The sequence below is a fragment of the Pseudomonas sp. DTU12.3 genome (genome assembly GCF_004124275.1).
Taxonomy (GTDB): domain Bacteria; phylum Pseudomonadota; class Gammaproteobacteria; order Pseudomonadales; family Pseudomonadaceae; genus Aquipseudomonas; species Aquipseudomonas helmanticensis.
Genome location: NZ_CP027218.1, coordinates 1,347,175 through 1,370,429 on the forward strand (window position 1 = coordinate 1,347,175; position 23,255 = coordinate 1,370,429).

The 23,255-nt window shown below is 59.9% G+C and carries 18 protein-coding genes and 1 pseudogene; 11 read left to right on the forward strand and 8 right to left on the reverse strand.

Features of this window, described 5'->3' with window-relative positions; genetic code table 11:
- Position 1 precedes the first annotated feature (1 nt).
- A complete protein-coding gene (locus C2E19_RS06005) occupies positions 2-265 on the reverse strand; it encodes a bacteriocin immunity protein (protein ID WP_129389283.1) in 264 nt (87 codons plus the stop codon).
- Positions 255-2,456 carry an S-type pyocin domain-containing protein gene (locus C2E19_RS06010; protein ID WP_256661284.1) on the reverse strand — a complete coding sequence of 734 codons (2,202 nt, stop codon included), beginning with the start codon at positions 2,454-2,456 and terminating at the stop codon, positions 255-257. The genes C2E19_RS06005 and C2E19_RS06010 overlap by 11 nt, the downstream gene beginning before the upstream one ends.
- A 654-nt stretch (positions 2,457-3,110) precedes the next feature.
- Between C2E19_RS06010 and C2E19_RS06020 the strand changes: the two genes are divergently transcribed.
- The 3 genes from C2E19_RS06020 to C2E19_RS06030 all read left to right on the forward strand — a co-directional run bounded on the left by C2E19_RS06020 (position 3,111) and on the right by C2E19_RS06030 (position 8,984).
- Positions 3,111-4,904 carry a DUF1302 domain-containing protein gene (locus tag C2E19_RS06020; RefSeq protein ID WP_129389289.1) on the forward strand — a complete coding sequence of 598 codons (1,794 nt, stop codon included), beginning with the start codon at positions 3,111-3,113 and terminating at the stop codon, positions 4,902-4,904.
- A gap of 23 nt (positions 4,905-4,927) precedes the next feature.
- Positions 4,928-6,295, forward strand: a complete 1,368-nt coding sequence (locus tag C2E19_RS06025; protein WP_129389292.1) for a DUF1329 domain-containing protein — start codon at positions 4,928-4,930, stop codon at positions 6,293-6,295.
- 139 nt (positions 6,296-6,434) lie between these two features.
- Positions 6,435-8,984, forward strand: coding sequence for a LuxR C-terminal-related transcriptional regulator (locus tag C2E19_RS06030; protein ID WP_129389295.1), 2,550 nt, complete (start codon positions 6,435-6,437; stop codon positions 8,982-8,984).
- A gap of 21 nt (positions 8,985-9,005) precedes the next feature.
- On the opposite strand, the gene C2E19_RS06035 is transcribed toward C2E19_RS06030, so the two are convergent.
- The gene (locus C2E19_RS06035; RefSeq protein WP_129389298.1) at positions 9,006-9,788 is read right to left on the reverse strand and encodes an IclR family transcriptional regulator; all 783 of its coding nucleotides are present in this window, start codon (positions 9,786-9,788) and stop codon (positions 9,006-9,008) included.
- Between the two features lie 164 nt (positions 9,789-9,952).
- Between C2E19_RS06035 and hmgA the strand changes: the two genes are divergently transcribed.
- The 4 genes from hmgA to C2E19_RS06055 all read left to right on the forward strand — a co-directional run bounded on the left by hmgA (position 9,953) and on the right by C2E19_RS06055 (position 14,733).
- The gene (gene hmgA, locus C2E19_RS06040; protein WP_129389301.1) at positions 9,953-11,257 is read left to right on the forward strand and encodes a homogentisate 1,2-dioxygenase; all 1,305 of its coding nucleotides are present in this window, start codon (positions 9,953-9,955) and stop codon (positions 11,255-11,257) included.
- A 3-nt stretch (positions 11,258-11,260) separates the two neighbouring features.
- Positions 11,261-12,565, forward strand: a complete 1,305-nt coding sequence (gene fahA, locus C2E19_RS06045; protein ID WP_129389304.1) for a fumarylacetoacetase — start codon at positions 11,261-11,263, stop codon at positions 12,563-12,565.
- Between the two features lie 12 nt (positions 12,566-12,577).
- Positions 12,578-13,213: a maleylacetoacetate isomerase gene (gene maiA / locus C2E19_RS06050; RefSeq protein ID WP_129389307.1), complete on the forward strand. Its 636-nt coding sequence runs from the start codon at positions 12,578-12,580 to the stop codon at positions 13,211-13,213.
- Positions 13,214-13,362: 149 nt separating this feature from the next.
- Positions 13,363-14,733: an aromatic acid/H+ symport family MFS transporter gene (locus C2E19_RS06055; RefSeq protein WP_129389310.1), complete on the forward strand. Its 1,371-nt coding sequence runs from the start codon at positions 13,363-13,365 to the stop codon at positions 14,731-14,733.
- Between the two features lie 51 nt (positions 14,734-14,784).
- On the opposite strand, the gene C2E19_RS06060 is transcribed toward C2E19_RS06055, so the two are convergent.
- Positions 14,785-15,588 (reverse strand): SirB1 family protein, encoded by an 804-nt coding sequence (locus tag C2E19_RS06060; protein WP_129389313.1) that lies wholly within the window; start codon positions 15,586-15,588, stop codon positions 14,785-14,787.
- A 185-nt stretch (positions 15,589-15,773) separates the two neighbouring features.
- Here C2E19_RS06060 and C2E19_RS06065 point away from each other — a divergent pair, with 185 nt between their 5' ends.
- A complete protein-coding gene (locus C2E19_RS06065) occupies positions 15,774-16,793 on the forward strand; it encodes a Glu/Leu/Phe/Val dehydrogenase dimerization domain-containing protein (protein WP_129389316.1) in 1,020 nt (339 codons plus the stop codon).
- 143 nt (positions 16,794-16,936) lie between these two features.
- Here C2E19_RS06065 and C2E19_RS06070 read toward each other — a convergent pair.
- A pseudogene (locus C2E19_RS06070) lies at positions 16,937-17,191 on the reverse strand (YebG family protein); the annotation flags it as partial.
- Between the two features lie 326 nt (positions 17,192-17,517).
- Here C2E19_RS06070 and C2E19_RS06075 point away from each other — a divergent pair.
- Positions 17,518-18,018, forward strand: coding sequence for a phosphate-starvation-inducible protein PsiE (locus tag C2E19_RS06075; protein ID WP_026000737.1), 501 nt, complete (start codon positions 17,518-17,520; stop codon positions 18,016-18,018).
- On the opposite strand, the gene C2E19_RS06080 is transcribed toward C2E19_RS06075, so the two are convergent.
- From C2E19_RS06080 to C2E19_RS06090, 3 genes are all read right to left on the reverse strand, one after another.
- Positions 18,015-18,332, reverse strand: coding sequence for a DUF3509 domain-containing protein (locus C2E19_RS06080; protein ID WP_129389322.1), 318 nt, complete (start codon positions 18,330-18,332; stop codon positions 18,015-18,017). The two genes, C2E19_RS06075 and C2E19_RS06080, sit on opposite strands and share 4 nt — an antisense overlap.
- Before the next feature lie 313 nt (positions 18,333-18,645).
- On the reverse strand, positions 18,646-19,947 hold the full coding sequence (locus tag C2E19_RS06085; protein WP_129389324.1) for a serine/threonine transporter: 1,302 nt from the start codon (positions 19,945-19,947) through the stop codon (positions 18,646-18,648).
- A gap of 86 nt (positions 19,948-20,033) precedes the next feature.
- Complete coding sequence (locus C2E19_RS06090) at positions 20,034-21,410, reverse strand: L-serine ammonia-lyase (protein WP_129389327.1); 1,377 nt, start codon at positions 21,408-21,410, stop codon at positions 20,034-20,036.
- Between the two features lie 135 nt (positions 21,411-21,545).
- Between C2E19_RS06090 and C2E19_RS06095 the strand changes: the two genes are divergently transcribed.
- Positions 21,546-22,493, forward strand: a complete 948-nt coding sequence (locus tag C2E19_RS06095) for a LysR substrate-binding domain-containing protein (protein WP_129389330.1) — start codon at positions 21,546-21,548, stop codon at positions 22,491-22,493.
- A 201-nt stretch (positions 22,494-22,694) separates the two neighbouring features.
- A complete protein-coding gene (locus C2E19_RS06100; RefSeq protein WP_129389333.1) occupies positions 22,695-23,102 on the forward strand; it encodes an HPF/RaiA family ribosome-associated protein in 408 nt (135 codons plus the stop codon).
- Positions 23,103-23,255: the final 153 nt, after the last annotated feature.

A 23,255-nucleotide genomic window follows, 5' to 3' on the forward strand; every position in this document is an offset into this window, starting at 1 on the left:
ATTACTGTTGTGTTTTGAATCCAGGTTTTCCATTGACAGTGCGCCAGGATTTTATAGTTTCTAATACCCCAGCTGGACTGTCGTCCGTACCGTCCTCGGGATAGTAAAGAACGTCTGTTCCATTGGGGTGCTCAGACGATAGAATAATCTCGTTGACAATAGCGTCGTGTTCTTTCTCTGATGAGTAATCGCCCTCAACCAAACGATTGATGAGAGATATGTACTCTGCTTCTGTATATTCCTCAAATTTCTTATTAGGCTTCATTTTTTAATTTTCTCATTCTTGAATGGGTTTCAATGTGCTGCTTGGGTGTGAGTATGCGAAGATTGTCTACGTCATACACCGAGCCACCATCGAAAATAGGCTCAATATGATGAATATCTAGTTTGATTTTTCCTCCAATTCGTTCTGATCCAGAGGCAGTCGGTGAAAGCCCTCGTTTTATGTCGAATTTGTTAAATCGAGAAAACTGTTCAATCAGAAAAGCATCATTTGCAACCGCTTTCCAAAACGCCCTGCGAAACGCCCTGAAACTCGAAAACTCCCGCCCTCGAAACTTATGCGCAATCTGCGCCGGGATCGGGGCGCCTTCCGGGTTTTTTGCCGCTGCCAACCAATTGCTCGAAACCGCCTGTCCCATTCCGCTGACCACCCCGGAATCCTGCCTTCGATCTCGGAACATCGTGAAGATGGGCGGTAGCCCGGAGTCGATCGGGAAGACGGTGATCCAGCCACCGAATCCGTATTGATCCCATACCGGGTTGAGATCGATCCGACCGCTGTCGGCGGTTACCTCGGCGCCTTCGTAGATCGGCAAATCCATTTCGACCTGAGGGGATTCGGTCGAAGGATTCAGCGGCGCGACCAATGGCGTCCAAGTGACCGTGGGGCCCTTCGCTCCAACGTCAGCGGCGCTCGAAACGTAAAGGTTTTTCTGCGCATCAAAGCGCGCCAGTCTCACTGGCACTGTGTGCGGGACAACCACGCCATCAGTGCTGACGACGACAATGTCGACACGGTTGCCCAGCGACCTTGAGCCAAGCCGCACCGGCAGATCGACGGCACCGCCGGAGGCTGCCAATTGATACAGGTCGACTGCCAGGTCAGGCGCAAGCTCTGCAAGAGGAACGCTCGCGGAATAGAGATCGCCGTTGCCCAGATCGGAGGGGAGCAATAACGCGGCGAAACCCACCACAAACGGCGCGGCGAAGGTGGAAGCGGCTGCTACCGCAAGGGCTACACCCGTGCGCAGCGAGGTCTGCAGTGCCGCCGTCGTGGTTGCAGGGTTGGCAATAATGCCAAGTGTTCCGGCGAAGGTCGGGCCAAAAGCTGCGGCTGCGCCGGCATTGGCGAATGTCGGGCTTGTCCAGCGCGCTTCGGTTTGCTGCTGCCATTCGGCGTGCAGGCGTTTGCGCTCGGCATGCTCTTGAGCCTGCGCCCGGGCTTTGCGGCGTGCCTGTTTCTGGTTTTTTCTTTTCGCTGATCGATCGGCTTTTTGTTGCTGTTCGATACGGGCTTTTTCAGTCTTCTGCCGGGCTTCCTGCGCGGTACGGACTCTGTCGGCTTCAGTCTGGCGTTGCTGTTCGGCCAGCACTTCGAGTCGCCTCTTCTCAGCGACGATTTGTTGTGCGGCGGCTTCGGCAGCAACACGCGCCTGCTCGGCAGCCACACGCTGCGCCTCGGCCAATGCCGCCAGTCGAGCCTGCTCGCGTGCCTGTATTTCTGCCTGTTCCTGCTGGCGACGGACTTGTTCCTGCAGGTCTCGCTGACGCTGTTGCTCGACGGCGATTCGTGCCTGTTCTGCCGCCTGGCGCGTGGCTTCTGCTGCGAGGTTCTGCGTGTGGTCGTTGGCTTGTACCGCTGCGAGCCATTGGTGCACGCTGATCTGTTGCTGGTGCAGAACCGCCAGCGTCTGGGTCAGCAGGCGGGCTTCGAGTGCCGCGCGGTAGGACTGTTTCCACAGATTCATGCCCGGGCCGTCGGGCCGTAAGCGGTTGTCGATGACATTGGCGCGAGCAAGAAACTGATCGGCGCTTTTGTTAGTTGGGTCGCTGCCGTAAAACTGCTGTGACAGGGCTGTCTGGTGTTGCAGTTGCTGATTCTTGCGTTGAATCAGTTTGTTGCGTACGCCCAACTCGCGAATGATTGCGGCCGCCGGTGGCAACGGCTGTGTGGACTCTTCCAGACGCGTGGCGGCCAGTTCCACTTCAATGGTCTGGGGGATCTGTTCGGTTCTGCTTTTGAACTCGCGTTCTTGCGGGATGATAAAACTTTGCAGTATCGGTTGATAACGCGCCGGACTTCGCACAGTACCGAAAGTGCCGCCATGGCGGTAATGATCGACTGTGCCGGAAGTTGGCAGCATCGACGGCGGCAAAGTGCCTATTGTATGAACCGGTTCCGTTAATTCAAACGGTGGAGGCCTTTGCATATTCATATCCTTTTGAATGTGCATTTTTTGGAAGTTGAAACTTCACAGAAACTGGTTGCCTCTGCCATTTGAAGTTACAGCGAAAGTGCTTCGGAAGTGTCCGGGAGGGGTGTGGGTTTTTGCTGTGGATAAAGTATGAAGTTTCAGCGCGGCGGCTTTAAGCCAGGGAAGTTCTTACACGGAGTCGGACATTTCCTGCATGAAATCAGGAAAGGTATTTCATGCGCCCATAAAAAAGGCCGCTGCAAACGCAGCGGCCAAGGTAAGACGTTGGATCAAGGAGCTACAAATCAACGTCAGTGAACAGCGGGACGGTCAACCGAATGCTTCGATTCACCTGATATCTGTTGCCAATCGCTTCGCTGACTGAGCGTAGCTGGCATTGTGCTTTGCGACGTATTCCGTGAAAGCCCGTTCAGAATAAGGGCTTGGGGCTGTAGGAAAAATAGCGATTCCGGACATGCACTGTTGCGGGGCATGCAACAGTCCGGTGGCCGATTGCGCACCATGCATTGCGCTGATGATCGTCCATCCAGCCGGTCCATGGCGCGCGCAACGCCCCGTGCGGTGCGGGCATTCATCCTTTCGAGCGACAACGCGAATACCTCCTTGGTGCGCTTATCGACCTGCTCGCCCGGCAGTAGGGTGGGGCCTTCTGTCACTCACCGGGGAAGACGCATGACAAAAACAACAATGCGCGCCATCTTCACACCGCAGGCGCTGGCAGCCGCGGTGGCTCTGGGTTGCTGCGCTCAGGCGCACGCGGTTTCGTTCAACATCGGGGAAATCGAAGGCACGTTCGACTCGTCGCTGTCGGTGGGCGCGAGTTGGGGCCTGCGCGATGCCGACAAGTCGCTGGTCGGTACGGTCAACGGTGGCACGGGCCAATCTTCAACCGGTGATGACGGGCGCCTGAACTTCAAGAAGGGCGAGACGTTCTCGAAAATCTTCAAAGGCATCCACGACCTCGAACTGAAGTACGGCGACACCGGTGTGTTTGTGCGTGGCAAGTATTGGTACGACTTTGAATTGAAGGACGAAGACCGCGAGTTCAAGCCGATCAGTGACAGTGGCCGCAAGGAGGGCGCGAAGTCGTCCGGTGCGCAGATTCTCGATGCCTTCGTCTATCACAACTACACCATCGCCGACCTGCCAGGTACCGTGCGCGCGGGCAAGCAGGTGGTGAGCTGGGGTGAAAGTACCTTCATCGGCAACTCGATCAACAGCATCAACCCGATCGACGTCTCAGCCTTCCGCCGCCCGGGCGCAGAGATCAAGGAAGGCCTGATTCCGGTGAACATGCTGTTCGGCTCACAGAGCCTCACCGACAAACTTTCGGTCGAAGGCTTCTATCAACTGGAATGGGACCAGACGGTTCTCGACAACTGCGGCACGTTCTTTGGTGTCGACGTCGCGGCGGACGGCTGCAACAACGGCTACACCGTCGGCAGCCCGGCGATTGCGCCGCTGGCACCGCTGGCAGCGGCGTTCGGCCAACCCATCGAAGTGACCCGCGAGGGCGTAGTAGTTCCCCGTGGCGGCGACCGTGACGCGCGCGATTCCGGGCAGTGGGGCACGGCGCTGCGCTGGCTGGGCGACGACACTGAGTACGGCCTCTATTTCATGAATTACCACAGCCGCACACCGACAGTCGGTACCACCACGGCAGGCCTGTCGACGCTGGTGACATTGCCGGCGATGGTCGGCATCGCCAACGGCCTGGCGCCTGGCAGCGGTTCGGGCCTGGCGCAAAGCGTGATGCTCGGACGCGGTCAGTACTACCTCGAATACCCGGAAGACATTCGCCTGTATGGCGCGAGCTTTTCCACCACGCTGCCCACCGGTACTGCCTGGACCGGCGAGATCAGCTATCGGCCGAACGCACCGGTGCAGGTCAACACCAACGACCTGACGCTGGCGCTGCTTAACCCAATTGCCGCTGGCACAGCATCGCCACTGGTGACCACGCCGGGTGCAGACAACAAGGGCTATCGCCGCAAGGAAGTCACGCAGATCCAGAGCACCCTCACGCACTTTTTCGATCAAGTGCTGGGCGCTGAGCGTCTGACCGTGGTCGGTGAAGCGGCGGTCGTGCATGTCGGCGGTCTGGAGTCGCGCAGCCAGCTGCGTTATGGCCGCGACTCGGTCTACGGCCAGTACGGTTTTGGTGGCGACACCGACGGTTTTGTCACCTCGACGTCGTGGGGCTATCGCGCTAGGGCGATCCTCGATTACGCCAACGTGATCGGCGGGATCAACCTCAAACCCAACCTGTCGTGGTCGCATGACGTCGCCGGTTACGGCCCCAACGGCCTGTTCAACGAAGGCGCGAAAGCGATCAGCGTCGGCGTCGATGCCGACTACCGCAACACCTACACCGCGAGCCTCAGTTACACCGATTTTTTTGGTGGCGACTACAACGTCCTCGAAGACCGTGACTTCGTGGCCCTGAGCTTCGGCGTGAACTTCTGATCTGCCCGAGAAGGATGAAAGCAATGCGCAAAATGATTCTGCAATGTGGTGTCCTCGCCCTGAGTCTGCTGGCGGCCAACGTGATGGCGGCGGTGTCGGCGGATGAAGCGAACAAGCTTGGCACCAGCCTGACTCCGCTGGGTGCCGAGAAGGCCGGTAATGCTGACGGCTCGATTCCCGCATGGACCGGCGGCATTCCGAAGAACGCCGGGGCGGTGGACAGCAAAGGCTTCCTCGCCGATCCGTTCGCCAACGAAAAACCGTTGTTCATCATCACCCCGGCCAACGTCGACAAGTACAAGGACAAACTTTCCGAAGGCCAGGTGGCGATGTTCAAGCGCTACCCGGAAACCTACAAGATCCCGGTCTACCCAACGCATCGCACGGTCGCCGTGCCGGCGGACATCTACGAGTCGGCCAAGCGCAGTGCGCTGAACGTGACGACAATCAATGACGGTAACGGCCTGGCCAATTTCACCGGCAATCGCTATTACGCCTTCCCTATTCCGAAGAACGGCGTCGAGGTCTTGTGGAACCACATCACCCGCTATCACGGCGGCAACGTCAAACGCATCATCACTCAGGTGACGCCGCAGACCAACGGCAGCTACACGCCGATCCGCTTCGAAGAAGAAATCGCCGTGCCGCAGTTGATGAAGGATCTCGATCCGGACAAAGCCGCCAACGTGCTGACCTTCTTCAAGCAATCGGTGACGGCGCCGGCGCGTCTGGCCGGTAACGTGCTGCTGGTGCACGAAACCCTCGATCAGGTGAAGGAGCCGCGTCTGGCGTGGATCTACAACGCCGGCCAGCGTCGGGTTCGGCGTGCGCCGCAAGTGGCGTATGACGGCCCGGGCACTGCGGCGGACGGTCTGCGCACCTCGGACAACTTCGACATGTTCTCCGGCGCACCGGATCGCTATGACTGGAAACTGGTCGGCAAGAAGGAAATGTACATTCCGTACAACAGCTACAAGCTCGATTCGCCGACGCTCAAGTACGACGACATCGTCAAGGCCGGGCACATCAACCAGGACTTGACCCGCTATGAATTGCACCGCGTCTGGGAAGTCATCGGCACGGTGAAACCGAGCGAGCGGCACATTTATGCCAAGCGCCACATGTACATCGACGAGGACAGCTGGCAGGTGGCACTGGTCGATCACTACGATGGCCGCGGCCAACTGTGGCGTGTCGCCGAAGGGCATGCGCAGTATTACTACGATCACCAGGCCCAGGCTTACACCCTGGAAGCGCTCTACGACATCATTGCCGGCCGCTACATTGCCCTGGGCATGAAGAACGAAGAGAAACACAGCTTCGAGTTCGGCTTCGAAGCCAAGGCTGCCGACTTCACGCCATCGGCCCTGCGCGCAGAGGGCGTTCGGTAACGTTTCGGATACATCGGCTGTACAAAAGGCGACCGCACGGTCGCCTTTTTTATGGCTGGCAATCAGCGCGCTGAATACTCGTCAACAAGCTCACTGGACAGGGCTAGGGTGACTGCACAACGATAAAAAGGCTCACCTGATGACCGCCATGACGCCGTGCCTGGATCGCCCCGGATTTCTTCCCCGACTGTCCTCTCATCATCAGGCGCGCGCACGCTTGTGCGAACCATTACTGGCGTCAGCGGCACGGGTGCGGCTGATCTGCGCGCCGGCCGGTAGCGGCAAGAGTGCATTGCTCACCGAATGCCTGTTGCAGGCGCCGGCCCAGTGTTCGCTGCACTGGATAGCGTTGGCGGGGGCCACGATCAGTCGCGGCGAATTCTCTCAGCGGCTGACGCAAGCGCTGGGCCTGATCGCAACGGATGAGGCCGGCCTGCTTGCTGCACTGGCGCGCTGGTCGCAACCGACGTGGCTGTTTATCGACGATTATTGTCGTCAGCCGGATCCGGCGCTGGACGCCTGGCTCGATCGACTGTTGGCAATCAGCGGTCCGGCCTTGATCTGGTGGATCGGCACGCGGCGGCGGCCACAGTGCAACTGGCCGCGCTTGCTACTCGACGATGAGCTGTATGAATGTGAAGCCGCAACACTGGCTCTCACGCAAAGTGAAATCGCCCAGGTGCTGCACCATTTACCAGCCGAACAAGCGCTGAGCGTTGCCGGGCGAATTGGGCAACGTACCGGTGGCTGGTGCGCCGGCGTGCGCATGGCGCTGCTGCAAAAGTGCGACTGGGCGCAGAGCAATCAGCCGCAGCAACGGGTGGACACGCTGCTCGATTACTTGCAACACGAACTCTTCAGCAGCCTGTCGCCGGAGCTGGCCGAGGCCTGGCGCGTGTTGGCGCATTTACCGCGCTTCAATAATGAATTGTGTGAGCATCTGTTCGGTGCCGGGGACGGTGCACAGCTCTTGCGCGCGTTGCAGAGCCTCGGCTGTTTTATCGAACCCTGGCAGGACTCGGCCGAATGGCTGCAGGTTTTTCCGCCGCTGACCCGCGTGATCCAAGAGTCGCGCTGGCCACAGGGGCGCTCCTGGCATCGGCGCGCTTGCCAATGGTTTACCGTGCGAGAGGACTGGCGTTCGGCGTTCGAACAAGCCTTGCTGGCGGAAGAATCCGAAGTGGCGGTGAGCTTGTTGCAGCACTTCACTTTCGAGCATCTGTTCGATGATCAAACGGTGGTGCTGCTGTTGCGCTTGCATGAGCAGCAAGGTGAAGAATTGACGTTGGGCTCGCCGCAACTGGTCGGCTTGATCACGGCGGCGCTGCTGTTCGCCGGCCGTTTTGATCAGGCCGCTGCCAGCATCGAACACATGTCGCGATTCGTCCCGCAACCCTCGGCACAAAAACAGCGGCAATGGCTGGCGCGATGGCAGGCGCTGCAAGGCTGGTTGCTGCATTTGCAGGGGCGAATGGCGCCAGCGCGCGAGCATTTCCGCCAAGCGCTGGCCGAGTTGGCAAGCGACGCCTGGCCCGCACGGCTGTTGTGTCTGTCCGGGCAAACCCAGCAAGCCTTGCTCTGTGGCGAACTGGAACTGGCCCATGGCATAAACCGCGAGGCGTTGTGCCTGGCGCGCGCTCAGGGTTCATTGCTGTTCGAAGGTTTGCTCGAACTCGACCACGCGCAATTGCTGGAGCAGCGCGGTGCGCCGGCCCGCGCCGACGATCTGTTGGCCAGCACGCAGGAACTGCTGTGCCAGCGTGAACATCGCCCGGTGCCGTTGCTCGGCCGCATCGCGTTGCGGCGCGGCAGGCTGGCCCTGTGCATGGGCGACGAAGCGCGTGCTGCCGAGTGGTTCCAGCGCGGGCTGGAAGACTGCCTGCGCAGTCACGACAAACGCGTGCTCTATGGTTTTCTCGGTCTGGCGCAACTGGCGGCCAATCAGCAGGATTATGCGCAAGCGTTTGTGCGCCTGCGCGATGCGGAACGGTTGATGCAGCAACGGCAGATTCCGGACACGGTGTATCGCGGCGTGTTGCTGCAGGTCAGCAGTCAATTCTGGTTGCAACAGGGCCGGGCGGAACTGGCGCATGAAGCGCTGAGCCGAGTTTTACGCCACTTTCACGGGCCGCACGCGCGGCAAGCGCCACCGGCAACCCTCGAGCTGATTCCGCGCCTGGAGTATTTGTTGCTCACGGCCAGGGCGCAGATGCAGCCAGCGCTGATTGATCTGGCGGAAATCCAGCAGGCGTTGAGCGGCGCGCAACAAAAAGGCATGTTGAGCCTCGAAGCCGAGTTGCACTTGGTGCTGGCGCAACTTGCCTGGCACAAAGGTGAAGTGTCATTGGCACAACGGGCGCTGCAACAGGGCCAAGCGCTGGTGGTGCGGTGTCAGTTGCAGCAGTCGCTGCTCGAGTGGCGCTTGCGTCATCCCGATACAGCGCTGATCCGCGCCGCCGCCGAGCTCTGCGCTGAAGCGCCGGCGGTCGCTGCCGAAGCGCTGTTGAGCCGGCGTGAAGTTGAGGTGTTGAAGCTGATTGCCCAAGGCGAATCCAATCAGAAGATCGCCGAGCAACTGTACATTTCCCTGCACACGGTCAAGACCCATGCGCGCAGGATCAACGCCAAGTTAAGCGTGGAGCGCAGAACCCAAGCGGTGGCCAAGGCCAAAGTGCTCGGGCTGTGCTGATGAGCTTGGCGTCGAGGTCAATCAGCCTGCGTCATAGCCCATGCGCCAGCTCACCGCGCGCGTTGCCGCGAGCAAACGCTGGGCAGCAGGGCCATTTTCGTCAGCGTGAAACAACGAGGTCGGGCCGACAATTGTCAGTACCGCTGCGATCTGGCCGACGGCATTGAACACCGGCGCCGACAACGCATCGACCCCCGGCATCAGCAGGCCGTGGACATGATGCAGGCCGCGCGCGCGGATCTGTTCGCATTGCGTCGAATAGGCGTTGTCGTCCTTCAGCGGATGATCGGCGACGGCGACTTCGCGCTCGCGCAGTTCATCGGTTTCCCGTGGCGGCAGATACGCGCTGAACACCAGTCCCGTCGATGAACTGAGCAACGGCAGCACCGACCCCAATTGCGTCACCACCGTCACCGCGCGCACCGCCGGTTCGATGTGCACCACGGTTGCGCCCTGATTGCCCCACACCGCCAAAAAGCAGGTCTCGTTCAGTTCGTCGCGCAATTCGGCCAGCGGCAGGGCGGCGACTTTCAGCACGTCCATACTGTTCAGTGCAGCGAGGCCTACGCGCAACGCTTCACGGCCGAGACCGTAATGGTTGGTGGCGGCGTTCTGCTCGGCAAATCCCGAGGCGATCAACGCCTGCAGATAGCGATGGACCTTGCTCGCCGGCATCTGCACATGCTCGGCCAGACGCGACAACGACGTCGATGGCGACAACTCGGCCAGGGCCTTGAGGATGTCGGTGCCGACTTCGGCGGAGCGGACTTTCTGTTTGCCGTTGCTGTCGCTGGTTTTTTCCATGGTGCGGCCGGGTTCCGATACGAATGGGCGTCTTTATAGCTTGACGCTGGATAGCGAGCAAATTACGTTATGCGTAATCGAATTACGATAATAACAACCCCGGCGTGCCGAAACCTCTGAGCCAGAGCGATGGGCCACTGCCGACTCCCTGTTCAGGAGGCTCCATGAACCTTGATTCAACCGCTCAGGCGCTGGCGTATCAGTCCGGTTTCGGCAACGAATTCAGCACTGAAGCGTTGCCCGGCGCGCTGCCCGTCGGCCAGAACTCCCCGCAAAAAGCCCCGTACGGCCTCTACACCGAATTGTTCTCCGGCACTGCGTTCACCATGACCCGCAGCGAAGCGCGCCGCACCTGGATGTACCGCATTCAGCCGTCGGCCAATCACCCGGCCTTCGCCAAACTGGAACGTCAATTGGCGGGCGGTCCGTTGGGTGAAGTGACGCCCAATCGCCTGCGCTGGAATCCGCTGGAAATCCCGGCCGAGCCGACCGATTTTATTGACGGTCTGGTGAGCATGGCGGCTAACTCCGGCGCGGAAAAACCGTCCGGCATCAGCATCTACAACTACGCCGCCAACCGTTCGATGGAGCGCGTGTTTTTCAACGCTGACGGCGAACTGCTGTTGGTGCCGCAACTCGGCCGTCTGCGCATCGCCACCGAATTGGGTGTGCTGGAAGTGGCGCCGCTGGAAATCGTCGTGCTGCCGCGCGGCTTGAAATTCCGCGTTGAATTGCTCGACCCACAAGCGCGCGGTTACGTCGCCGAAAACCATGGCGCGCCGCTGCGTCTGCCGGATCTGGGGCCGATCGGCAGCAACGGCCTGGCCAATCCGCGCGACTTCCTGACCCCGGTCGCCGCTTACGAAAACCTCCAGCAACCGACCACACTGGTGCAGAAGTTTCTCGGCCAGTTGTGGGCCACCGAACTCAATCATTCGCCGCTGAACGTGGTCGCCTGGCACGGCAATAACGTGCCGTACAAATACGATCTGCGCCGTTTCAACACCATCGGTACGGTGAGTTTCGATCATCCGGATCCGTCGATCTTTACTGTATTGACCTCGCCGACCAGCGTGCATGGTCTGGCCAACCTCGACTTCGTGATCTTCCCGCCGCGCTGGATGGTTGCCGAGAATACCTTCCGGCCACCGTGGTTCCACCGCAACCTGATGAACGAATTCATGGGCCTGATCCAGGGCGAATACGACGCCAAGGCCGAAGGCTTCGTGCCCGGTGGCGCCTCGCTGCACAGCTGCATGAGCGCGCACGGCCCGGACGGTGAGACCTGCACCAAAGCGATCAACGCCGAGCTCAAACCGGCAAAGATCGACAACACCATGGCCTTCATGTTCGAGACCAGCCAAGTGCTGCGCCCAAGCCGCTTCGCCCTCGATTGTCCGCAACTGCAATCTACTTACGACGCCTGCTGGGCCACTTTGCCCGCCACGTTCGACCCGACCCGGAGATAACCCATGACGCAAAATTCCATCACCCGCAGCTGGGTCGCTTCAGCCAACGGCCACAGCGATTTCCCGTTGCAGAACCTGCCGTTGGGTGTGTTCAGCACCAACGGTTCGGCGCCGCGTGCAGGCGTGGCGATTGGCGAACACATCTTCGATCTGCAAGTGGCGCTGGAAGCCGGCCTGTTCGACGGTGCTGCGCGCAGTGCAGTGGAAGCCATGCACGGCGGCCAATTGAACGCGTTCTTCGATCTCGGTCGCGAGGCGCGTGTTGCCCTGCGTACGCGCCTGTTGGAACTGTTCAGCGAAGGCAGCACCCTGCGCGGCAACATCGAAGCCCAAGGCGCAAAACTGCTGCCATTGGCGACCGATTGCCAACTGCATATGCCAGCACGCATCAGCGATTACACCGACTTTTATGTCGGTATCGAACACGCGCAAAACGTTGGCAAGCTGTTCCGCCCGGATAACCCGCTGCTGCCGAACTACAAGCACGTGCCGATCGGTTATCACGGTCGCGCCTCTACCGTGCGCGCCTCCGGAACCGATGTGCGCCGTCCGAAAGGCCAGACGCTGCCGGCGGGTGCGAGCGAGCCGACCTTCGGCCCGTGCGCACGCCTGGATTACGAATTGGAACTGGGTATCTGGATCGGCCAAGGCAACGAGATGGGCGACTCGATCGCCATCGGTGATGCGGCGAATCACATCGCCGGTTTCTGTCTGCTCAACGACTGGTCGGCCCGCGATATCCAGGCCTGGGAATACCAGCCACTGGGGCCGTTCCTGTCGAAGAGTTTCATCACCAGCGTCTCGCCATGGGTCGTCACGGCAGAGGCGCTGGAGCCGTTTCGCACCGCGCAACCGGCGCGTCCTGAAGGTGATCCGCAGCCGCTGCCGTATCTGTTCGATAAACGCGATCAGGACGGCGGTGCCTTCGACATCGAACTGGAAGTGCTGCTGCTCACTGAAACCATGCGCGAGCAAAACCTGCCGGCCCATCGCCTGACGCTGAGCAACACCCGCTACATGTACTGGACCGTCGCGCAGATGGTTGCGCATCACAGCGTCAACGGCTGCCAGTTGCAGGCCGGTGACCTGTTTGGTTCGGGCACCTTGTCCGGCCCGGAAAACGGTCAGTTCGGCAGCTTGCTGGAAATCACCGAGGGCGGTAAAAAGCCGATCGAACTGGCGTCTGGCGAAGTGCGTAAATTCCTTGAAGACGGTGACGAAATCATCCTCCGTGCGCGTTGTGCCCGTGACGGTTTTGCCTCGATCGGTTTCGGCGAATGCCGCGGCAAAGTGCTCGCGGCGCGCTGACAGGAGCGGCTCATGGATCTCTATACCTACTACCGTTCGACCTCGTCGTACCGGGTGCGCATCGCGCTGGCGTTGAAGGGCCTCGACTATCAGGCCTTGCCGGTCAACCTGATCGCAGCGGCCGGTGGCGAGCATCGGCAAGCGGCGTATCTGGCGATCAATCCACAGGGACGGGTGCCAGCGCTGCGCACCGATAATGGCGAGTTGCTGATTCAGTCGCCGGCGATCATCGAGTATCTGGAGGAGCGTTATCCACAGGTGCCGTTGTTGCCGGAAGATCTGGTTGCCCGCGCCCATGTGCGCGGCGTCGCGGCGGTGATCGGCTGCGATGTGCATCCACTGCACAACGTCAGTGTGCTCAATCGTCTGCGCCAGTCGGGGCAGGAAGAGCCGCAGGTGGTGGAGTGGATCAGCCACTGGATCCACCAGGGGTTGGCGACGGTGGAGCAGTTGATTGGCGACGAGGGTTTCTGTTTCGGCGAGTGGCCGTGTGTGGCGGATGTGTATCTGATTCCGCAGTTGTATGCGGCTGAGCGGTTCAATGTGTCGTTGGAGGCTTATCCACGAATCTGCCGAGTGGCGGCGCTGGCCGCAGACCATCCGGCATTCATCAAAGCCCATCCCGCGAATCAGCCTGACACCCCGTAATCCCCCTGTGGGAGCGGGCTTGCTCGCGAAAGCGGTGGGTCAGCCAAGCAATTGTTGACTGACCCACCGCTTTCGCGAGCAAGCCCGCTCCCACAAGGGATCTCGGTTGACGCACCGAAAAATCATAAAAACAAAACAGGTACCTTGCGATGCATAACCAGATTGCCAGCTTCCGCGCGGCACTCGACGCCCGTCCTGTGTCCCGCTATCAGTGGTTACTGTTGATTCTGTTGGCCTTGCTGCTGGTCACCGACGGCTACGATGCGCAGGTACTCGGTTACGTGGTGCCCGCACTGGCGCAGGACTGGGGTCTGGAAAAGTCTGCGTTCGGACCTGTTTTCAGCGCCAACCTGTTGGGCCTGACCATTGGTTCGCTGGTGGTAACGCCATTGGCCGACCGTTTCGGCGTACGCCGGATTCTGCTCGCCTGCGTGCTGATCTACGCCACCCTCACAGTGCTGATGGTGTTCGCCGATTCGCTGAACACGTTGATGATTGCGCGCTTCATCTGCGGCATCGGCATGGGCGGTGCGATGCCCAGCGCGATGGCGTTGATGTCGGAATATTCGCCGCCGCGCCTGCGCACCTTGATGGTAACGCTTGCGGCCTGCGGCTTTTCTTTCGGCGGTGCGGCGGGTGGTTTTGTTGCGGCCGGGTTCATCGATCAGTTCGGCTGGCAGGCGGTGTTCCTCGCGGGCGGCGTGACGCCGTTGCTGCTGTTCCCGTTTCTCTGGTGGATGCTGCCGGAATCGCTGCCGCGCTTGCTGCGTGACGCGCCACCGTATGCGCGCCTGCGCAAAGTCACCGCGCGGATGCTGCCGGACTGGCAACCGCCGATTGCCTCCGTCGAGCAGAACGAGCGCGAGCAGGGCAGCAAACTGACCGTGGTCGAGTTGTTCCGCAACGGCTACGCGCGCCCGACCTTGCTGATCTGGGCGACGTTTTTCGTCAGCCTGATCCTGCTGTATTTCATGATCAGCTGGCTGCCGACGCTGCTGCTGGAAAGTGGCTTGAAGCTCAACGAAGCCAATCTGGTGACGTCGATGTTCCTGTTCGCCGGTACTCTGGGGGCGATTTGCATGGCCTGGTTCGCCGACCGTTTGAAGCGCAAGGTTCACCTGTTATCCGGCGTGCTTGCCGGAGCTGCGTTGTGCACGATTCTGCTCGGGCTCAATCACGACAATCCGCGTTATCTGGTGGCCTGCGTGTTTGCCGCCGGCTTCTGCATCATCGGCGGGCAACTGACGCTGAATGCGTTCGCCAGTAATTTCTACCCGGCGCATGTGCGCGCCACCGGTACCGGTTGGGCGCTGGGTGTGGGGCGTTTCGGTTCGATTCTCGGGCCGCTGTTCGGCAGCCTGCTCCTGGCGATGCACATTCCGGTGGCGCAGATTTTCTTCTTCTGTGCGATTCCGGCCGTCATTGCTGCACTGCTGATCATTCAGGTGCGCTCGCCCACCGACACAGCGCAATCTCCTGTGGGAGCTAGCCTGCTAGCGAAGAACGATAACGCGGTTTAACTGAAAGACCGAGCCGCCTGCTTCGCTAGCAGGCTAGCTCCCACAGGGTATTCAGTGGACGACGGAGTTGGGCGGGAGGTGGCCGAGGCGTTCGGTCAGGCGCAGTCGCTGGATCGGGTCGTCGCTCAGCAGCAGGGCATGCTCAAGGTCGAAACGTTCGGCATTCGGGCAATCCAGCCGCTGATACAGACTGGCCCGCGCCAGGTAATCGGCGGCAGCGCCGTTGCCCAGTTCGAGTACGCGTTCGGCGTCGATCAGCGCGGCAATAAAGTCGTCCTGCGTCAGGTGCAACTGGCGCAGGTTGCGCGACAGGCGCTGGAGCATCTGCTGGGGTGAGGCGGTCAGCAAGTGCTCGGCGGTGAGCTTCATGTTCGGCCCGTATTGGCGCTGTAACAGCTCGCGACAATCATTCGGGTACAGGCGTCGACCGCCGCAAGGATCGAGCAAATGATCCGCGCCGGGTACGCGCAATAAAAAGTGCCCGGGAAAATTGACCCCGACCAGCGGAATCTCCAGACCATGCGCCAGTTCCAGAGCAATCAGTGCCAGCGCCAAAGGCTGACCGCGTCGCGTCTGCAAGACTTTATGCAGTAACGCCGCCTGTGGGCGCAATGGCAGGAAGTCGTCCTGAGCGAATCCCACTTCAATCATGCGCCGCAGCAGCGGCTGCGCCAGTTCGCTGACCGGTAGCATGGGCAAGCCGTAACTGACCTTCTGTTGCAGCTCTTTGAAATCCAGCAGGAGTGCGGCGGGATCAACCTCTTTTTCATGCTCGGCCGCGATCCACAGCGCAGCTTCCAGCAGCGCGGGCGGTGAACGGTGCAGACACTCGAAAAAGCGTTGGCGCGGACTCATTGAAATCTCCGGGGAATGCCTCGTTTTAGCCCCGTGCGCAAGATTCGTCCAGTGGCTCGCGGCAAGGGCGGCGAGATATGCCGTAAAGCCACCGTTCGCAGCGCCGCTTATTCCGGCGCGCTCCAGCAATTTTCAGGCGCGAGCCTATACTGGCGTTCTACAAGAAGTGATTCGGGAGCCCAACGATGTTTGCTCTCATGCAAAGCACTCGCCTGGAATCGCTGCACCTTAGCGTTGACCCGGTGTCCGGGTTGAAGGCGGTCATTGCCATCCATAACAGTCGCCTCGGGCCAGCCCTCGGCGGATGTCGTTATCTTGCCTATCCCAACGACGAATCCGCTGTCGAGGATGCCATTCGCCTCGCGCAGGGCATGAGCTACAAAGCCGCTTTGGCGGGTCTGGAGCAGGGCGGCGGAGTTGCGGTGATCGTGCGCCCGGCGCATGTGGAAAACCGTGGCGCGCTGTTTGAAGCGTTCGGTCGCTGCATCGATCAGCTCGACGGCCGCTACATCACCGCCATCGACAGCGGCACTTCCGTGGCGGACATGGATTGCATTGCCCAGCAGACCCAGCATGTCACCAGCACCACTTCGGCGGGCGATCCTGCGCCGCATGCGGCGATGGGCGTGTTCACCGGTATTCGCGCGACGGCCATGGCGCGGCTGGGCAGCGATAACCTCGAAGGTTTGCGCGTGGCGATTCAGGGGTTGGGCAACGTCGGTTTTGCCCTGGCCGAACAACTGCACGCGGCGGGCGCCGATTTATTGGTCAGCGATATCGACCACGGCAAAGTGCAATTGGCAATGGAACAACTCAACGCACATCCGATTGCCAACGACGCGCTACTCAGTACGCCTTGCGACATTCTTGCGCCGTGCGGTCTGGGTGGGGTGTTGAACAGTCATACGGTTACGCAACTGCGCTGTTCAGCGGTGGCGGGATCAGCGAACAATCAACTGACGCACCTGGACGTGGCTGATCAACTGGAACGACGCGGGATTCTCTATGCGCCGGATTATGTGATCAATGCCGGTGGGCTGATTTATGTGTCGTTGAAACATCGTGGCGAGGAATTGACGACGATTACTGCGCATCTGTCGAAGATCAGTTCGCGGTTGACCGAGGTGTTTGCGCATGCGCAGGCGGAGAAGCGTTCGCCGGCGCGGGTGGCGGACGAGTTGGCAGAGCGGGTTTTGTATCGGTGACGGGGAAGATCAAAAGATCGCAGCCTTCGGCAGCTCCTACAGGGGCTGCGATCCTTTGTTGATTACTTCGCCGCTTTTGCTGCTTTGGCTGGCTTCGCCGGCGCTTCAGCAGATTCTGCAGCTTCAACATTCTCGACAGGCTCTGCCGGTGCATTGAGCAGCTCCGACAGCGCGTCAGGCTGGCTCTTGAACGCGCGGGCAAACACATCGCGGTTCTTCGCCATGTAGATCCCGGCTTCTTCCACTTGCTGTTCAGTCAGGGACGGAACGGCTTTTTGCAGGACATCGGCCAGATATTCGGCCAGCTCGAGCATTTTGTCATGACGGTCAGCTTCGGCTTTATCCATGAACAAGCGCTCCAGATCTCGGCTGCTGCGGTATACCACTTCGACGGCCATTCACCACCTCACATGCCTTCACATTAAGTTGTCTTGACGACTACTGTATCCATATACAGCGAAAAGGATAAGCGAATCCCTGCGCCATGGGTAGTGGCTTTTGAATGTAGACCGGATTTCGGGTTTGTCAGGGAGACCGTGGCGCTGCATTCGCGAGCAGGCTCGCTCCCACAAATGCACAGCGGTGCGACCAAACGCCACGGCGCGGGTTTGGCGGCGGCTCGCCATGATGGCGTGGCCTCTTTTCTGCATGACAAGCGTTACGTGCAGAAAACCGTCACGTCCAACACGCATCATCCGCTCGCATCGGGCTAAGGAACATCATCGTGAAAATAAACTGGGCCGAGAAACTGCGGCAAAACGTGCATCAACTGGCCGAGTCCCTGGGCAACCTGTTCGTCGAAACCTTCCACTACCTGGCGCTGTTTGCCATCGGTGCAGTGACGGCATGGGCCGCGGTGATGGAGTTTCTCGGCATGCTCGAGGAAGGCCACATCAAGATTGATGACATTCTGTTGCTGTTCATCTATCTGGAACTGGGGGCGATGGTCGGGATTTATTTCAAGACCAATCACATGCCCGTGCGCTTTCTGATCTACGTGGCGATCACCGCGCTGACACGATTGCTGATCTCCAACGTCTCGCACCACAACCCGCCGGACATGGGCATCATCTACCTGTGCGGCGGGATTCTGCTGCTGGCGTTCTCGATTCTGGTGGTGCGTTACGCCTCGTCACAATTTCCTTCGGTGAAGATCGAGAAACCGCAACGCAAACTCGGCGCCGGTTCCAGCGAGCATCCTGAAGTCGAGAAAGGCGAACTCTAAAGTCCCGCGACTTGCCGGGATTGGCCGTTAACACTTGGCGGCGGCGGAGTCAGCCCGTCGCCACTGGTCATCGCCTCGAGGATCGCCATGGCGCTGTGGCCCTGTTCGATGGCGATGCCGAATTGGATGCTTTGCACCAGACGCTTGAGGCGCGCCGGATCGTTGCGCTGCTCGGCACTGATCATGCGTTTGGCGACGATATGGCCGCTGTTGGACAGGGTCAGCATGATGCTGCCGTCCAGGCCCTGAATGCTGAGGTTGATCTGATAGTCCGGCGCAAAGGCATCGGTAATGATCTGAAAGGGATTGTCCATGATGCGTCACCGCCTGATTGAACGTGCAGTTGTTGACCGGCCATGATCGGGTTGGTTCGCCATACCAGACCATCGGCCATTCCGTGTCCTGTACTGGTTACTCATGTAGGAGCTGCCGCAGGCTGCGATCTTTTGCTCTTCAATGTTTTGATTTCGGTCATTGAGCTCATGAATGTCATGAAGATCAAAAGATCGCAGCCTGCGGCAGCTCCTGCAGGGGTGTAGCAAGGGCTGTGCCGGGAAATTTGTCGAACAATGAACATGGGGATAAAAAAGGCGAGCCACATGGCTCGCCTTTTTTTGTGGCGCGTTTTCAGGGCAGGAATGAATAGATGATCGCTGACAGTGCAATCAGGCCGATCAGCACCACGAACACGTTGGAAACCTGGCCCGAATACTGGCGCAAGGCTGGCACGCGGCGGATGGCGTACATCGGCATCAGGAACAACAGACAGGCAATCACCGGCCCGCCAAACGCTTCGATCATGCCGAGGATGCTCGGGTTGAACGTGGCCACGGCCCAGCACGCGAGAATCATGAACAGTGCAGTCACCCGGTTCAGCCAGCTCGCCGACATGACCCGGCCACGGCCGCGCAGGCTTTTCACGATCAGGCCCTGAAAGCCTTCGCTGGCGCCGATGTAGTGGCCGAGGAAGGATTTGGTGATCGCCACCAACGCAATCAGTGGCGCAGCGTAAGCGATCACCGGGGTCTGGAAGTGGTTGGCCAGGTACGACAGGATCGAAATGTTCTGCGCCTTCGCTGCCGCGAGATCAGCCGGCGACAACGCCAGCACACAGCTGAAGCAGAAGAACATCACCGTCACCACCATCATGCCGTGCGCCATGGCGAGGATGCCGCTGCTCTTGCGTTCGGCTTGGTCGCCGTAGCGCTGTTTCTGATCCACAGCGAACGCGGAGATGATCGGCGAATGGTTGAACGAAAACACCATCACCGGGATCGCCAGCCACAGCGTTTTGAAGAGCACCGACATCGGCATCGATTCTTGAGCGCTGGCGAAGAAGGCGCCGTTCCAGTTCGGGATCAGGCTGACCGCGAGCAACAGCAAGGCGGCGACGAACGGATAGACCAGCACGCTCATGGCTTTGACGATCACGCTCTGGCCGCAACGGACGATGGCCATCAGACCAAGGATCAGCGCCAGCGAGAGGATCGCCCGGGGTGGCGGGGCGATGTGCAATTGATGTTCGAGGAAACTGCTCAGGGTGTTGGTCAGCGCGACGCTGTACACCAGCAGGATCGGGAAGATCGCAAAGAAATACAGCAGCGTGATCAGCTTGCCGGCACCGATGCCGAAGTGTTCTTCAACCACCTCGGTGATGTCACCGGAGCGCCCGGACAAGACGAAACGGGTCAGCCCGCGGTGGGCAAAAAAGGTCATCGGGAAAGCCAGCAGCGCCAAAATCAGCAACGGCCAGAAACCACCGACACCGGCGTTGATCGGCAGGAACAAGGTGCCAGCACCGATCGCCGTGCCGTACAAGCCAAGCATCCAGGTGGTGTCGAATTTGCTCCAGCCCTTGTGGGCAGTTTCTGTATGGCGTGTGAGGTCTACAGCGGGATTTTCGGCAGCAGGTGTACGTACATCGGTCATCGTTATCGCCTCGTTATTATTCTTGCTCGGGCTCACGGTTGGCAGACCGTCGAATGCGGTCTGCCGGGGCGGTCAGGGAATGCGCCTCAGCATTCCACCCAGTTCACAGCCAGGCCGCCCCGTGAAGTCTCTTTGTATTTGTCGTGCATGTCGGCGCCGGTATCGCGCATGGTGCGGATCACCCGGTCGAGGGAAATGAAGTGGTTGCCGTCACCGCGCAAGGCCATTTGCGTGGCGTTGATGGCCTTTACCGCAGCGATGGCATTGCGCTCGATGCACGGCACCTGGACCAGACCGCCGACCGGGTCGCAGGTCAGGCCGAGGTTGTGCTCCAGGCCGATTTCAGCGGCGTTCTCCAATTGCTCCGGGGTGGCGCCGAGCACGTCGGCCAGGCCGGCAGCGGCCATCGCGCACGCGGAACCGACTTCGCCCTGACAGCCGACTTCAGCACCGGAGATCGAGGCATTTTTCTTACAGAGGATGCCGACGGCGGCTGCACCGAGGAAGAACGCGACGACATCATCGTCAGACGCGTCCGGATTGAATTTCATGTAGTAGTGCAGAACCGCCGGAATGATCCCGGCGGCACCGTTGGTCGGCGCGGTGACCATGCGCCCGCCGGCCGCGTTCTCTTCGTTGACGGCGAGAGCGAACAGGTTGACCCATTCCATCGCCGACAGCGTCGAGCTGATGACATTCGGCTTGCCGATTTCCAACAGGCTGCGATGCAACTTCGCCGCGCGACGCGGCACATTCAGACCTCCCGGCAGGATGCCTTCATGGCGCAAGCCCTGTTCGACGCATTCGCGCATCACCGACCAGATATGCAGCAGGCCCTGACGGATTTCCGCGTCGGAGCGCCACGCGCGCTCGTTGGCCATCATCAGCTCGGAGACGCGCAGGTTGTGCTGTTTGCACAGCGCCAGCAGTTGCGCGGCGCTGGAAAAATCGTACGGCAACACCACGTCACCGGCTGGCGCGACACCGGATTCGGCTTCTGCCGCTTCGATGATGAAACCGCCGCCGACTGAATAGTAGGTTTGCTCGAACAGCTCGGCGGTTTCGCCGAAGGCGGTCAGCGACATGGCGTTGGGGTGGTAGGGCAGGCTCTCGTCGAGCAGCAGGAGATCGCGCTGCCAGTCGAAGGCAATTTCTCTTTGCCCGGCGAGGCACAGTTGGCCTGTCTCGCGCAGTTGCTGGATGCGTGGATCGATGGTCGACGGATCGATGCTGTCTGGCCATTCGCCCATCAGGCCCATGACTGTTGCGCGGTCGGTGGCGTGACCGACACCGGTGGCTGACAACGAGCCGTACAAACGGATTTCGACACGACGCACATCGTTCAACAAATGCTGATCGATCAGCGCCTGGGCGAAGGTCGCGGCGGCACGCATCGGCCCGACGGTGTGGGAACTGGACGGACCGATGCCGACTTTGAATAGATCGAAAACACTGATAGCCATGCTAAACCCTTACAAGCAATGGAGTAGGAATCGCTGCCATTTTTTGTAGGACAAGCGCAATGTCGGCGATACTGCCTACCTCGGTCCTACGTGACTAACGAAACTTTCTAAGTAAGCCTTTAGCAGGACTAAACGATGAGTCGTCAATTGCATGCCCAGACTTACGTCTGGCTGCAGGTGTTTTCCTGTGCCGCGCGGCACCTGTCATTCACCCGTTGTGCAGAAGAGCTGCACATCACTCCCGGAGCGGTCAGCCAGCAGATCCGCCAACTGGAAGAGCGCCTCGGTTTTCGCCTGTTTCATCGGCGTGCCCGTGGCGTTGAACTGAGCGCAGAAGGCCAGCGGCTGGCGATCACGGTGAATGAGGCCTACGGCAGCATCGACGCTGAGTTGCGTCGCCTCGATGCGGGAATGATCAGCGGGATTTTGCGCGTGCGCTCGATTCCATCGTTCCTCAGCAAATGGCTGACGCCGCGCTTGCCACGCCTGCAACAGCGTTATCCGGACATTCAGTTGCGCCTGGTCGCCGAGGACAGCAGCGTGCCGTTGCACGAGGGCGACTTTGATCTGGCGATCGATCTGAACGACGGCAGTTACCCGGGATTGTTATCCACAGCCTTGCTCGACGAGCAGATTTTCCCGGTGTGCGCGCCAAGCCTGTTGCGCGGGCGGCCACCGCTGCATGGCCCGGCGGACCTGGTGCATTTTCCGTTGCTGCACGACATCACCGCCTGGCGTGGCAGTTACGAATATGCCGAGTGGGAGTTTTATTTGCATGCGATCGGCTTTGAAGGCGCCGACGTACGGCGCGGGCACACCTTCAACCGCAATCACCTGACCATCGAAGCGGCGATTGCCGGGATGGGCGTGGCGATTGCCCGGCGCACGTTGCTCAACGATGAGCTGGAGCGCGGCACCCTGATCGTGCCGTTCGGCCTGTCGGTGCCCAACCATAAACGTTACGTGTTGCTGTACGCACCAGGGGCGTTGAGCCATCCGGGCGTGCGTGCGGTGCATGATTGGCTGGTCGAAGAGGCGGGGATTTTTCGCGGTTTGCACCCGTTGAATGACGGGCAATTGTGAGCAGATTTTGCCGGGTTGCGAGGCGACCCAACTCCCGACCTTACCAGCGCTTTGCTCGGTTGTCCGACTTTTTTTGCGAATGAATATTTATCTTTTTCCAGGGGTTGAAATGTTCGCCGGTCGGGCCGATTGTTGTAACCAGGAGGTCAGGAAATTCAACTCAAGGCCTCTCACGAGCTAGCTGAAATAAGGGATGGAACTATGCAAATCCAAGTCAACAGCGATAACCATGTTCAAGGCAGTAAACGACTGGAGGAGTGGGTACGTACAACCATTGAGAGCACGCTCGACCGTTATGAAGAAGACCTGACCCGTGTCGAAGTCCACCTGAGCGACGAGAACGGCGAGAAACCAGGTCCCCATGACATGCGCTGCCAGCTGGAAGCGCGGCCAAAAGGCCATCAACCGATTTCCGTCACCCATAAAGCCGATTCGCTGGAACAGGCAATCGATGGCGCAGCCGAAAAACTCGAGCACGCGCTGGAGCATCTGTTCGGCAAACTGCGAGGTAAACCACGCGCCGCTGTGGTGCCATTCACGGGCAAAGCCAACGACAAGCTGCTCGCTGAAGAGTTTGATGAGAATGAGCAGGCAGCTATCAACAGTTGATGCGCTGATTATTTAATTCACCCAATGAGAACGGGCCTGCGAATGCAGGCCCGTTTTTGTTTCTGTGGCGGTTATTGCGCAGAGCATGAATGGGCTGCCCCTCACCCCAGCCCTCTCCCTGCGTGAGAGGGGGCCGACCAAGTCGTATTGCGA

Excerpts from the sequence above, each read along its gene's own strand:
- C2E19_RS06005 (WP_129389283.1), bottom strand. The coding sequence starts at position 265 with ATGAAGCCTAATAAGAAATTTGAGGAATATACAGAAGCAGAGTACATA.
- C2E19_RS06010 (WP_256661284.1), bottom strand. The coding sequence starts at position 2,456 with ATGCACATTCAAAAGGATATGAATATGCAAAGGCCTCCACCGTTTGAA.
- C2E19_RS06020 (WP_129389289.1), top strand. The coding sequence starts at position 3,111 with ATGACAAAAACAACAATGCGCGCCATCTTCACACCGCAGGCGCTGGCA.
- C2E19_RS06025 (WP_129389292.1), top strand. The coding sequence starts at position 4,928 with ATGCGCAAAATGATTCTGCAATGTGGTGTCCTCGCCCTGAGTCTGCTG.
- C2E19_RS06030 (WP_129389295.1), top strand. The coding sequence starts at position 6,435 with ATGACCGCCATGACGCCGTGCCTGGATCGCCCCGGATTTCTTCCCCGA.
- C2E19_RS06035 (WP_129389298.1), bottom strand. The coding sequence starts at position 9,788 with ATGGAAAAAACCAGCGACAGCAACGGCAAACAGAAAGTCCGCTCCGCC.
- hmgA (WP_129389301.1), top strand. The coding sequence starts at position 9,953 with ATGAACCTTGATTCAACCGCTCAGGCGCTGGCGTATCAGTCCGGTTTC.
- fahA (WP_129389304.1), top strand. The coding sequence starts at position 11,261 with ATGACGCAAAATTCCATCACCCGCAGCTGGGTCGCTTCAGCCAACGGC.
- maiA (WP_129389307.1), top strand. The coding sequence starts at position 12,578 with ATGGATCTCTATACCTACTACCGTTCGACCTCGTCGTACCGGGTGCGC.
- C2E19_RS06055 (WP_129389310.1), top strand. The coding sequence starts at position 13,363 with ATGCATAACCAGATTGCCAGCTTCCGCGCGGCACTCGACGCCCGTCCT.
- C2E19_RS06060 (WP_129389313.1), bottom strand. The coding sequence starts at position 15,588 with ATGAGTCCGCGCCAACGCTTTTTCGAGTGTCTGCACCGTTCACCGCCC.
- C2E19_RS06065 (WP_129389316.1), top strand. The coding sequence starts at position 15,774 with ATGTTTGCTCTCATGCAAAGCACTCGCCTGGAATCGCTGCACCTTAGC.
- C2E19_RS06080 (WP_129389322.1), bottom strand. The coding sequence starts at position 18,332 with ATGGACAATCCCTTTCAGATCATTACCGATGCCTTTGCGCCGGACTAT.
- C2E19_RS06085 (WP_129389324.1), bottom strand. The coding sequence starts at position 19,947 with ATGACCGATGTACGTACACCTGCTGCCGAAAATCCCGCTGTAGACCTC.
- C2E19_RS06090 (WP_129389327.1), bottom strand. The coding sequence starts at position 21,410 with ATGGCTATCAGTGTTTTCGATCTATTCAAAGTCGGCATCGGTCCGTCC.
- C2E19_RS06095 (WP_129389330.1), top strand. The coding sequence starts at position 21,546 with ATGAGTCGTCAATTGCATGCCCAGACTTACGTCTGGCTGCAGGTGTTT.
- C2E19_RS06100 (WP_129389333.1), top strand. The coding sequence starts at position 22,695 with ATGCAAATCCAAGTCAACAGCGATAACCATGTTCAAGGCAGTAAACGA.